We start from the raw sequence: 13,070 nt of genomic DNA, 5'->3' as shown, positions 1-13,070 counted from the left end.
AACTGCTTATAAAAAATGCCAACAAAATCACAGTTGTGACTTTGTTGGCATGATACGAGACTATTATTTAGGTCTCATTTTTATTTACTATTTTTTGTTTTTCTTCTACCTATGAAGAACAATGAACCTAATCCAGCTATAAGTGATCCAAATAATGCATATTGTGTATTATCAAGCTCACCTGTATTTGGCAATTCATTTTTATTTTCTTGTTTCTTAGCTTGTTCTTTTGGTTGCTCAGTTGTCGCTTTATCTTTACTTAATCCTTGTTTTGTTGATTCAGTTTCTGCTTTTTCTTTATTTGGTTCTTGTTTTGTTGCTTCAACTTTATCTTTGCTTGCTACTGGCTCAACTGATTTTTGTTCTTCTTTATTTGTGTTAACTTGTTCTTTTGCTGGTTTAGTTGTTGGTTTAGTGCTTACATTAACAACAGGCTCAGCTTTTTGATCTGGTTTAACTGTTGGTTGTTGGTCTTTAGTTGGTTCTTGTTTTTGATCAGTTGTTGGAGCTGTTTTTTGATCCAGTGTTGCTGTTGATGGCTGATCTTTTGTTGGCTCTTGTTTATTATCTGGAGCTGGACTTGGTGTTGGTTCCGGTGTTGGTTCCGGACTTGGTGTTGGTTCTGGACTTGGTTCCGGTGTTGGTTCCGGACTTGGTGTCGGTTCTGGACTTGGTTCCGGTGTTGGTTCCGGACTTGGTTCTGGTGTCGGTTCTGGACTTGGTTCCGGTGTTGGTTCCGGACTTGGTTCTGGTGTCGGTTCTGGACTTGGTTCCGGTGTTGGTTCTGAACTTGGTTCTGGAGTCGGCTCTGGACTTGGTTCTGGTGTCGGTTCCGGTCTTGGTTCCGGTTCTACTACTGATACCCCTGGAATAGCTTTATCAAAAATAACACGTGTTGTGTATTCTTTATCAGTATTATCATAAGGATTGACGATACGTGATTTAGATATTAGTGATGTCACACCTGATGGTACTTCAACTTTCACAATACGCTTCTCACTATCTTCTGCTAATATTGTTGTATTTAGTTTTTCTTCACCATTATATAATTCGAAATTTTTCCAGAATTCAGGACGTAATAATGTGAACTTAATAAATGTTTTTCCATTTTCATGGCTTACTTTTGAAGGATGTTCAAAAAATCGGTCTGTTATTGAAGTTGAATCATTATTTTCTTTTTTTACAACGAAACCAAAGTCTTCTCCTTCATTGTCTGCAGATACAGTAGTTCCGTCTGTATTAGTTGGCTCCGAACTTGGTTCTGGAGTCGGCTCCGGACTTGGTTCTGTATTGTCAGTAGCTTCTCCTAAGTCTTTAATTCTTACATGGTATGAACCTTCGTAATCAATATTTGGTGTTATTAAATGAATTTTAATGATTGCATTATAGAAATCTTTACCTTCTACAATTGGGAACAAGATTGTTCTTGTATCTTTTTCACCATCTTTGTTAATTGTGATTGGGCGTTTATAACCATCTTCACCTTCAACTTGGAAATCTTTCCACATTGAATCATGTTTTAAAGTAATGGCTAACATTTTCTTACCGTTATGCTCAACTACTTTAGCAGGATGTTCAACTTCAAAGTCCATATGAGATTGATCTTCCTTAGAACTATGTAATACTTTAAAGTTTCTGTCTTTCGCTTTCGAAGTATCTACATTTGTAACTGGTGCTTTTTCAAATTCTATAACCGCAGATTCTAATTCTTTAGCTAATTTATCTTTAAGTCCTTTTAATTCTTCTTGAAGTTGTGGTTTTTCTTCATCAGAAACTTTATTGATTAATTTCTCTAGCTCACGAACTTTATCTTCTAAAGTAATAGCTTTATCATATTTCTCTCTATCTTTCTGTTTCTTATAATCATCTGCCGTGGCATAATTAGATGCGTCTTTAGTTATTAGTTTATCAAATACTATATGACCAAGTTCAAGTTCAGTCTTACTATCAAGTGCAAGTGCAGTCCCTTTTACTTTTAATTCTTGCGTATTTTTATTAACTTTAACTCTTATAGTTGCTACTTCGTTATTAGTATCATATGAAACAACTTCATAGTCTAACTTTTTATCGCCATCAAATAAATCAAATTCAAGCCATGTAGAAGGTGCATCTACTCGTAATTCTAGAAGAGGTTGATCACCATCAAAAACAATATTTGCCGGATCTTTAATCATAGCACTATAGTAGAACATTTCTGAATTATCTTTAGGATTAATAACTTTAAAGTTAATTGGTCGTTTTTCACCATCAACTGGTTTATTATGAATTTCTTTGTTTTTAACACCTTCTCTTAATTTAGAAGTTTGCTCTTGATCTGCTTTAGGTGCCTCTGTATCAGATTTTGGTGTTTCCTCTTTCGGTGCTTCTGGTTCTACTTTTGGTGCTTCTGGAACAGCTTCATCAAAAATAACGCGTGTTGTATATTTGTTATCATAATTAATAAATGGTACAACGATATGTACTTTTGATGTAAGTTCTGAAACGCCTGATGGTACTTCAACTTTCACAATACGCTTCTCACTATCTTCTGCTAATATTGTTGTATTTAGTTTTTCTTCACCATTATATAATTCGAAATTTTTCCAGAATTCAGGACGTAATAATGTGAACTTAATAAATGTTTTTCCATTTTCATGGCTTACTCTTGAAGGATGTTCTAAATAATCATCCATTACTGATTTTGCATCTTCTGCTTCTTTCTTTACAATAAATCCAAAGTCATGTGCTTCATTTTCTTCAGATACAGCACTTTCCTCTTTATCGGTAGTCGCTTCAGTTGTTGAATTGTCTTCCGCTTCATCAGATCCAACCGCTGATTCTAATGTTTCATCTTCATGAGATAGGCGTGTTTCATTACTTGAATCTGTTGTATCAGATTCTTCTTTTGCTTCAGATTCTTCTCCCGAACTTGTTCCATCATCTGCAGTTGAATCGTCTGCAGATACACTATTTGCACTTGCATCATCTGCATTTACATCTGACGAGTCAGTCGCATCAGAACCTTGAATTTCTTCAGTTACACCGTCATTACTTTCTGTTTCATTAACTACATTTTCTGCAGCTGGTGCTTCTGCTGTTTCAGCAGCCGAAGCATCGTCTGCCGCTACTGGCTCACTTTGACTATCTTCAGTAGTAGCCGCCGCTTCATTTACTGTATCAACTTTATCTTCCATTGCATTAGCTGTTTGACCTGCTCCCAAAAATAGAGTCGCACCAATAGCAATAGAAGCTATTCCTCCCGACAATTTTCTAATAGAAAAGTGATGTTGCTTCTTAATTGTTGAACGATTCTTGTTGTGCTCGTGTTGTGTTGTCATACTCATCTCTCCCGTAAATTAAAGTCGATAATGATAATCGTTATCATTTGTCAATTCAAAATTATACCATCTAATCAAAATTTTAGGAATATACAAATGGATATTTTTGTCATTTTTTTGTTAGATTATACTCGTCTAAATGAGACATAAAAAAATCAGCTTAGGATATGTTCATCCTAAACTGATTTCACATTTCTTATTCAGCTACTTTTATAACTTGTTTACCAAAATTATCACCAGTAAATAACTTACGGAATGCATTTGGAATTTGATCAAACCCTTCGTCTATTGTAACTTCGGATTTAATTTTCCCTTCTTGTACCCATTGTGCTAACTGTTCACTTGCTTCTTTAATATCTTCATTAAATTGTGCAACAATGAATCCTTGCATCAATGCTTGGCTTTTAATCAATGTTTGTTGAATACGTGGTCCAATGTCTTCGCCTTTAAGATTGTATGAAGAAATTGCGCCACAAACTGGTATACGTGCAAATTTATTTAAATGTTTAAACACTTCATCTGAAAGTGCACCGCCAACGTTTTCAAAATAAACATCTATACCATTTGGAACTGCTTGTTCTAATGCCTCAGCAAAATTATCTTTCTTATAATCTATACCTTCATCAAAACCTAATGTTTCAGTTAAGTAATTTACTTTCTCTGATCCACCTGCAATACCTACTACGTGCGCACCTTTCAACTTAGCAATTTGTCCTACGACAGATCCAACCGCACCGGATGCAGCTGAAACTACAACTGTTTCTCCTTCTTGAGGTTTACCAATTTTCAAGAGTCCTTGATAAGCTGTCATACCAGGCATACCGAGTACACTTAAGTATAGATATAACGGTACTTCATTTGATGGAATTTTAGTAACATATTTTTCATTGATTGTTATATATTTTTGCCAAGGTAAAATACCTGTTACAATATCGCCTTCTTTAAGGTCAGAAGCATTTGATTGAACGACTTCTGCAACGATATGGCCGTTAAATGGTTTATCTAATTCATAAGACTGCGTATAACTTTTAGAATCATTCATACGTCCTCTCATGTATGGATCTACAGAAACATATATTGATTTTAATAACACTTCTTCATTATTTGGTTCTTTCACTTCTATTTCTTCATAACGAAATACATCATCTTGAGGGATACCTTCAGTTCTTTTAGCTAATACAATTTGTTCATTTTTCATGGATTATCCTCCTCATTTATAAAAAGTAATTACTTACTTTACGCTTGTAAATATTAAACATGATTATGAATTGAGTCAAACAGTCTGTTCGTAATTTAATTTTTTTATAACTTTTATCATATTTTATTTATAATTCACTAAATTTTCAAATTAAATACATAATAACTCCTTTTTTAAGACAAAATTACACTAATTGAATTATTTAAACATATAGAATTTTTAGACAAATCTCTGTATAATTGTCTGCCGGAGGTGCAACATGAATCAATTTTTCAAGAAGAAAGAACACCTTTCTTCTCAATCAAATAAAAAACTTAAAAAAACACTCGGCGCTTTTGATTTAACCATGCTTGGAGTCGGAGCTGTTGTTGGTAGTGGTATTTTTATTTTACCTGGTGAAATATCTTCAACAATAACTGGACCAGGAATTATGCTTTCATTTATTATCGCTGCAATTGGATGCGGTTTAGCAGCTTTATGTTACTCTGAATTTTCATCAAAAATTCCTCAAGCTGGTAGTGCCTATACATATAGTTATTATGTTTTTGGTGAAGGTATTGCATGGATATTAGGTTGGGCATTATTACTTGAATATGGTTTAGCAATCGCGGCAGTCGCAAGTGGCTGGTCTTCATACGTCGTTAATTTACTATCTGGTATGAATATCCATATTGTAAAAACATTATCTGGTTCATATGACCCATCTAGTGGTCATTATTTTGATTTACCAGCATTTATTATCATTATGATCATTGGCGCATTATTAATTATTGGCGTAAAAGAATCTACACGTATCAATAATATTATGGTTATTGTCAAAATAATGGTTGTCCTACTCTTTATAATAGTAGGTATTTTTTATGTTAAACCTGATAATTGGAGTCCTTTTTTACCATTTGGTTTCAATGGTGTGTTAACAGGTGCTTCAATGGTGTTCTTTGCGTATATTGGATTTGATGCAGTATCATCTGCAGCTGAAGAAGTTAAAAATCCTCAAAAGAACATGCCAATCGGAATTATTGGTGCATTAACGATTTGTACCATTTTATACATTATTGTTTCAGCTGTACTTACAGGTGTCGTACCATATCAAAATTTAGAAGGTGTCGGTGCACCAGTTGCATATGCATTACAATCTATTAATCAAAATTGGATAGCTGGATTCCTATCACTAGGTGCAATCGTTGGTATGACAACAGTTATCTTCGTCATGTCTTATGGTGGAACGCGTTTAATATTCGCGATGAGTAGAGATGGTTTACTACCAAAAGTCTTCTCTAAAACGAATCAAAAACAAACACCCGTACAAAATACTGTCATACTCACGTTATCTATGGGAATCGTATCAGGTCTTGTACCTTTATCGGAACTCGCTTCACTAATTAATATCGGTACATTATTTGCATTTTGTACAGTTTCAATAGGCGTTCTGTTCTTAAGAAGAAATCGATCATTACCATCAGAAGGTTTTAATGTACCTTTATATCCCGTATTACCAATCGTATCCTTTATAATCTGTTTATACCTGATGACAAACTTAACACGTACAACTTGGATTGCATTTATTATATGGTTTATTTTAGGTATTATCATGTACTTTACGTACGGAATAAGACACTCAAAATTAAGAACCAAATAAAATTTTCAATTCCAAGATTTCAAAATTTACAATTCTATCGCTTTCTGTCATGATTCAAATATAGAAATCAAATTGATAGAGAGAAAGAGGTTATCTTATGTTAATCATAAATGCGAAGTTTGAAGTTCAAGCACAAGCAGTTGAACAATATGAAGCATTGATTAAAGATTTAGTAGCATCATCAAGACAAGAAACCGGAAATATCGGTTACGAACACTTCAAATCAACTGAGTCAGACAATACTTATTTAATGTATGAAATTTGGGAAAGCCAAGAAGCTATAGAAACACATAATAATAGCGAACACTTCCAACAATTTATTAAAAGTGTGAAACCATTATTAGCCGGCCCTTCAGATATTAAAGCAAGTGCAAGCAAAGAATAGAACCTATTCGTAGCTGAAGAATTCTATAAATAAGCGAATAAGCATACCACTTATCTGAGAAACTCAGAAAACAAAGTGATATGCTTATTTTTGTGTGATTATGTTGGACTAACTATCATTATTTCGAATTCTGGTAATTAGGTGGGCGCTCACTTAGAGACATTTCTCGGAATTCTGTCCCTAACAGTACCTCTTACGGACATTTCTCGGAATTCTGTCCCTAATGACATCTCTTACGGACATTTCTCGGAATTCTGTCCCTAACGACGCTTCTTACAGACATTTCTCGGAATTCTGTCCCTAACTGCTCCTCTTACGGACATTTCTCGGAATTCTGTCCCTAACAGTACCTCTTACGGACACTTCTCGGAATTCTGTCCCTAACGACACATCTTACGGACACTTCTCGGAATTCTGTCCCTAACAGTACCTCTTACGGACATTTCTCGGAATTCTGTCCCTAGTGACACGCCTAACAAACTAAATTCAACCAATTTCTACTTCCAAGCTGGTTTATCTGATCCTCTGACCATCAAAACTGTATCGTAATGTCCTGGTGTTTCACTCATTTCTACTTGATCTGTCACACCTACATAAGTTCCAAGTGGTGTTTCTGCTTCAAATTGTTCTGGCGCTACTGCACGATGTTCTTCATTACTATTTGCTACTTCTTGTGCATAATCTTTATCAAATATACCTAAAGACATTAAATACGCAGACACTTTACTTAATGATACAGACACACTATAACTACCACCTTCTACTGCTCGTCTTTCTAATGCTTTAATTGTACCGAGTTCTAACAACCATGAAATAACGTAATCATTTACAACGACAATTGGTGGCAATGCGGGTTGTTCATCTGTTCCTTCTAAACTCATAACACCTGTGACACTTCCTGCCGTCTGATCAAATCCATTTCTATCTGACCATGGTCCTGCATGTCCATGTAAATTAACAGACGCATGTATGATACCGGGTTTCTTCTCTGCTAATGCTTCAGCTGTCACATTATATTTTTCCATAAATCCATGTCTTTTATTGATGAAGAATATATCTGCATCACTTAACAATTCATCAAATTTATCTCTATGTGGCTGTTGATTTGTGATATCTAAATAAGTTGAACGCATTCCGACATTAGAAGTTAAATACATTGTTTCTACTTCTAACTCAGTTGGTCGCCATACATTGAGTACGTCCGCACCATGAAGTGCTAAACCTCTACCTAGTCCTGCTCCTGCTATAACATGCCCCATTCCTAATGCTCTTATACCACTTAATGGTTGTTCTGGGTTCTCAGTGAATGGTATCGGTTCAGATTCTCCTATTTTCTTAATTTCAATCAGTTCTGATTCTGCAATATATTTAAACTGTTCTTCTTCAACAAACTCTTCAACAGAACGTATGAGCGGCATCACGATACCTTTTTTAGAACCCGATTCCTCTAATTCTTTACCATTCCACTGTTTAATCGCTTTAGTAACCGCTTCTTTCGTTCCTCGACAATCTAATAAATCCAATACATGTTCTTTAGCATTTGGATAAGGGTTTAATGGCATTACCCATCTATTATCTTTCGTTTCATAAAAATTAAATCTAAATGGTGTATGTGGATCTTCTTGACCTTTTGCTGGAAATCCATTTAATGTTTCCCATTTTCGTTCGTAAAAAGGGGATAACCTTTTTAATGCTTTTCTAATATCGACATGAATATCTTGTCCTTTACCACCTCGAACTTGCCATAAATGAGCTAAAGCGACTGATTTAGCTGCCAATCCCAATCCTGCTAATCCGGCAATTCGTAATGTACTTGGTAACACTGGATCTTTACCATAGAATGTAACGTTGCCACCACTATCTGCAGTCGTATAACCAACTGAATTAAGAATTTCTTCTAAAGCTGCATTTAAATCAAAGTGATCGTCAGTTACTCTATTCTGTTTATTATTTAACAACGTTTCTTTCAACATTTCGGCATCTTGTTTCAATATGTTCTCCTCCAATATTTTTCATATTATTATTATAAAAATGTTCGACTTAAAAAAACAATGTGTGTAAAATGAGAAAAGCAACACATTTTCAAATTATGTTGCATTCATAAGAAGGTGAATGATTTGGACAAGAAACAAAAACAATCCAGAAACAAAATACAGAATGCATTGTTAACATGTTTAAATACAACGAGCATTCAGTCCATAACAGTTAAACAATTATGTGAAGAAGCTCAAATCAATCGTTCAACGTTTTATAGACATTATCCATCAATTGATGCATTAACGTCTCATACGATATCAAGTTACTTTCAATTACTATTCGGTGAGCCTTATAAATTTTATTTAAAACATCACAGCATTAGCGAATCACAATTCTATATTGCTAATAATATCTTTAGCCATATATCCCACAACGCATTTTTCTATCAAACGATGTTCAAACACTACCCTAATTTCTATATTTTGCTTAAAAATCATATTCATCAAAGATACATTATCTTTTTCGAAGATACTGGCGTTCAAAATGACATGATATTAGATAAAGACATTGTCGCTGAATATGTTGCGGCGGCTTATGCAGGTATGATACAAGGATGGGTCATTAGAGCATTAGACACCCCACCTGATGAAATGGCACAAAGATTAATCACTTTGAATTCGACAGGTCCCATCAAATTATTAATAGACGCAGAGAAAAAGCCAAGGCAATAAAATCATTTGCCTTGGCTTTATTATAAATTACATAAATTCTGATATTGTTTCTACTATTAAATATATATTAAGCACACTTAGAACTACTGCGAGTATCCAAGATATAATATTAACCCATCTTTTATTGACGAATTGTTTACCCATGATCTTTGGATTACTTGTCGCCATGATTAATGGAATAATACTAAATGGTAAAGCTAAACTTAAAAATACTTGTGTGAAAATTAATAAATCTTCTATTTTTGTATCGCTTGATCCATATAACCACAAACATAGAAATACTGGTATAACTGCGATAACTCTTGTAATGATTCTACGTACCCATGGTTTAAGTTTAATTTTTAAGAAACCTTCCATAACAATTTGTCCTGATAAAGTACCTGTTATTGTAGAATTTTGGCCTGAAGCTAATAATGCTATCGCAAACAGTGTACTCATAACAGCGCCACCTATAGCACCGCCTACATGAGAGTGACTTAAAGCATCATATAAATCAAAGAATCTACCTAAAGCTTCATGACTACCAAAGAATAATGCTGCGCCTAATACTAATAATAAGCAATTAATGATAAACGCAATTGTTAATTGAATATTAGAATCTATTGTTGCATATTTAATCGCACTTTTTTTACCTTTATCTGTTCTTTCATAATTTCTAGACTGAACAATTGATGAATGTAAATATAAGTTGTGTGGCATAATCGTTGCACCAATAATACCTAACGCAATGTATAAAGCGCCTTTATTCGTAACAATTTCAGAACTTGGTAAAAATCCTGCCATTAAGGAACCAGCATCAGGTGAAGATAGATACACTTCAAACATAAAGATAATAAGAACTGTAAATATAAGTACACCTACAATTGCTTCTATTTTTCTAAATCCGAGTTTAATAATTAAAAGTAGAAGTAAAACATCTAATACTGTGATCGTTACCCCTAAAGTCAATGGAATGTTAAACAGTAAATTTAAAGCAATAGCACTACCAATTACTTCAGCAATATCAGTTGCCATAATTGCTAACTCTGCTAAAATCCAAGCAAATACGCCTAAAGACTTATTAGTCATATGCTCTGTAACTTGTGCTAAATCCATCCCACTTGCTATACCTAATCTTGCACACATGCTTTGTAACAGCATTGCAGATAAACTAGATATTAAAATCACAAATAATAATATATAACCATACTGAGCCCCACCAGACATTGACGTAATCCAGTTACCCGGATCCATATATCCGACTGCTACAAGCAAACCAGGACCTAAATACATTAGGAACTTTCTAAAAGCATTTGCTTCAGCATCAAAAGAGACCGTACTATTAATTTCTTCTAAACTTTTGTCCATTTCTAACACCTCTATATCAAGAGGATATACCTATTTATCTAATTTGTAAACATTTTAATTAGGGTAACCTAAACTTTTTGTTATAAAAAAGAATCCAAAGCACATAATGTGCCTTAGACTCTTAAAATATTATACATTTTCTTCTTTTACTAAAGGATTGTCAGGTTTAATAAAGAACCACATGATGATTGCGAATGCTACTGGAACCATCATTAATTGTAGTGTCATTGTCCAACCAATTTTATCTGCTAATAAACCAGCTAAGATTGGACTTAATAATGCACCAATATTACCCCATAAATTCATCCAACCTGAAACTGTACCTGAGAAATTACGTCCTAAATCTGTAGCAGTTGCCCAGCTCATGCCCATTGATAAACCTACACCACCAAGACATAAAGATAACCAGAAAATATTCATATATAAGTTATCTGTAGCTAACGCAAAGTATAGTGATATACAGAATACTACAAATCCAGTAATTGCGATTACACCACGTGCAACAAATTTAGATTTACCTGTAGATAAAATTTTATCTGAAATTGTACCACCTAGCATAATCAATATAAACATTGCTAACCAAGGTGCACCAGCGATAAAGCCCATTTCTTTAAATTCCACATGATATTCTTCGTGAATATATGTAGGTAACCAAATTAAAAATAATGTGATAACAAATTGTACAACGAAATATTGTGCAGCAATTGCATAGAAACTGAAACGTTTGAAGAATACATTCCAAGGTGCAGTTGTTTTACCTGTATTTACAACGTCACGTGTTTCCATAATAAATCTTTTTTCAGCTTCATTAACCATTTTATGTTGCTCTGGTAAATCTTTAGCAATAATTACCCATAAAATCGCAATTAATATACCCACTAATCCGAAAATATAGAATACTGCTTGCCAACCAAACGCGTTCATAATTGCGATTGTAACAATTGGTGCGATTACTGGACCGAAGTATGAACCTGCTAATAATGCAGAAGATGCACGACCTTTTTCATTCTTATTAAACCAGTAACTATTAAATACAGCATTTGATGGATACATTGGCGCTTCACCTACACCAAATAAGAAACGTACAAAGTATAGTAAGCCATGGTTTTTCACAATACCTGTAAGAATTGTGAAAGCACTCCACCATAATAATGCGATTGTTAACATTTTCTTAGGACCAAACTTTTCAGCTAATATTCCTGAAGGTACTTGCATTAAAGCATAACCAAGTGAGAAGAATGATGCCAATAGCCCGAATTGAGCTTTACTCATATTTAAATCTTCCATCATAGGTCCGGCGATAATAGAGATGTTTGAACGATCCATATATGCGATAATTCCTATAATAAAGAATGCAATTGCAAAAAACCATCTTATATTAGTTCTTTTTTCTTTCATAAATATCCAACTTTCTTAATTAATTTCCCTTCAAATTCATGTGGTCATATGATGACTCTATTTATTAATAAGTTGAATATAGCACAAACAGGAAACGCTTACAACATAAATTTTAAAGATTTATAATATTATTTCATTGTGAATAAATACACAAATATATAAAATTAAAACCCAGACATATGCCTGGGCTCATGTATTATTCTTTTTCATATGGAATAACATTATCACCATATTCATCTTTAATATATTTCTTCATTTCTTTAGACTGAAGTACTTTCAGAAGTTCTTGGAATTTCTTATCATCTTTATGACCTTCTTTTACAGCTAATATATTCGCAAATGGTGATGATTTATCTTCAATTGCTATCGAATCTTTTACTGGATTCAGTCCATTATCAATTGCATAGTTTGAATTCATAATCACTAAATCACCTTCACCACTGTTATATGTTTTAGGTAAAAATTCTGCGCCTTGTTTGTTATTAAAGTTCAAATTCTTTTTATTTTCTATAATATCATCAAATTTAGCATCTTCAATTTTCACCTTTGGATCTATTTTGATCAATCCTTCATTAACAAAGAATGATAAAAATCTTCCTTCTTCTGCTGGGTTGTTAGACACATAAATTGTTGCGCCATCAGGTAAGTGTTTCAAATCTTTATGTTTTTTACTATAAACACCCATTGGCGTTGTGAAAACTTTTCCTACCTCTTCAATTTTATATCCATGTGTTGCTTTTTCAGCTTTTAAGTAAGGCACATGTTGAAATAGATTTGCATCGACGTCACCTTTATCCAATAATTTGTTTGGCACTTTATAGTCGTTTACTGTTTTAACTTCTAAGTCATAACCTTTTTCTTTCATTTTTTCCTTCGCATGTTCAACCACATCGCCATGCGGAGCCGGAGAAGCTGCTACCGTAATCTTTGTATTTTCACCTCCACTAGATTTCCCACACGCAGATAATAATAAAATAATACCGATAAAACTAACGAACTTTACGAGTTTCCTCATATGTATACACGCCTCTTTCCAAAATAAAATTTAAAATAAAAAAACTTCCCCTAAAAAAATTAG

At 33.8% G+C, this 13,070-nt stretch carries 9 protein-coding genes; 3 read left to right on the top strand and 6 right to left on the bottom strand.

What is annotated here, in order from left to right; all coding sequences use genetic code 11:
* Positions 1 to 80: 80 nt before the first annotated feature.
* Together MHH94_RS01790 and MHH94_RS01785 are read right to left on the bottom strand one after the other, a co-directional pair.
* Complete coding sequence (locus MHH94_RS01790) at positions 81 to 3,317, bottom strand: NEAT domain-containing protein (protein ID WP_340839417.1); 3,237 nt, start codon at positions 3,315 to 3,317, stop codon at positions 81 to 83.
* Between the two features lie 196 nt (positions 3,318 to 3,513).
* Positions 3,514 to 4,515, bottom strand: coding sequence for an NADP-dependent oxidoreductase (locus MHH94_RS01785; protein WP_048540835.1), 1,002 nt, complete (start codon positions 4,513 to 4,515; stop codon positions 3,514 to 3,516).
* 259 nt (positions 4,516 to 4,774) lie between these two features.
* Between MHH94_RS01785 and MHH94_RS01780 the strand changes: the two genes are divergently transcribed.
* Together MHH94_RS01780 and MHH94_RS01775 are read left to right on the top strand one after the other, a co-directional pair.
* The gene (locus MHH94_RS01780; RefSeq protein ID WP_088592142.1) at positions 4,775 to 6,154 is read left to right on the top strand and encodes an amino acid permease; all 1,380 of its coding nucleotides are present in this window, start codon (positions 4,775 to 4,777) and stop codon (positions 6,152 to 6,154) included.
* Between the two features lie 97 nt (positions 6,155 to 6,251).
* Positions 6,252 to 6,539, top strand: a complete 288-nt coding sequence (locus MHH94_RS01775) for a putative quinol monooxygenase (RefSeq protein WP_325882349.1) — start codon at positions 6,252 to 6,254, stop codon at positions 6,537 to 6,539.
* Between the two features lie 497 nt (positions 6,540 to 7,036).
* Here MHH94_RS01775 and MHH94_RS01770 read toward each other — a convergent pair whose 3' ends face one another.
* A complete protein-coding gene (locus MHH94_RS01770) occupies positions 7,037 to 8,530 on the bottom strand; it encodes a CoA transferase (protein ID WP_340839412.1) in 1,494 nt (497 codons plus the stop codon).
* A 126-nt stretch (positions 8,531 to 8,656) separates the two neighbouring features.
* On the opposite strand from MHH94_RS01770, the gene MHH94_RS01765 reads away from it, so the two are divergent.
* Positions 8,657 to 9,247 (top strand): TetR/AcrR family transcriptional regulator, encoded by a 591-nt coding sequence (locus MHH94_RS01765; RefSeq protein ID WP_142242764.1) that lies wholly within the window; start codon positions 8,657 to 8,659, stop codon positions 9,245 to 9,247.
* A 27-nt stretch (positions 9,248 to 9,274) separates the two neighbouring features.
* On the opposite strand, the gene MHH94_RS01760 is transcribed toward MHH94_RS01765, so the two are convergent.
* From MHH94_RS01760 to MHH94_RS01750, 3 genes are all read right to left on the bottom strand, one after another.
* Positions 9,275 to 10,594 carry an Nramp family divalent metal transporter gene (locus tag MHH94_RS01760; protein WP_048540826.1) on the bottom strand — a complete coding sequence of 440 codons (1,320 nt, stop codon included), beginning with the start codon at positions 10,592 to 10,594 and terminating at the stop codon, positions 9,275 to 9,277.
* Between the two features lie 129 nt (positions 10,595 to 10,723).
* Positions 10,724 to 11,992, bottom strand: coding sequence for an MFS transporter (locus MHH94_RS01755; RefSeq protein WP_048540824.1), 1,269 nt, complete (start codon positions 11,990 to 11,992; stop codon positions 10,724 to 10,726).
* Positions 11,993 to 12,188: 196 nt separating this feature from the next.
* Positions 12,189 to 13,007: a MetQ/NlpA family ABC transporter substrate-binding protein gene (locus MHH94_RS01750; protein WP_078355234.1), complete on the bottom strand. Its 819-nt coding sequence runs from the start codon at positions 13,005 to 13,007 to the stop codon at positions 12,189 to 12,191.
* Positions 13,008 to 13,070 lie beyond the last annotated feature (63 nt).

The sequence above is a fragment of the Mammaliicoccus sp. FSL K6-3158 genome, assembly GCF_038005105.1.
Classification (GTDB): Bacteria; Bacillota; Bacilli; order Staphylococcales; family Staphylococcaceae; genus Mammaliicoccus; species Mammaliicoccus sciuri.
This window is presented reverse-complemented; position numbering and strand designations above follow the sequence as displayed.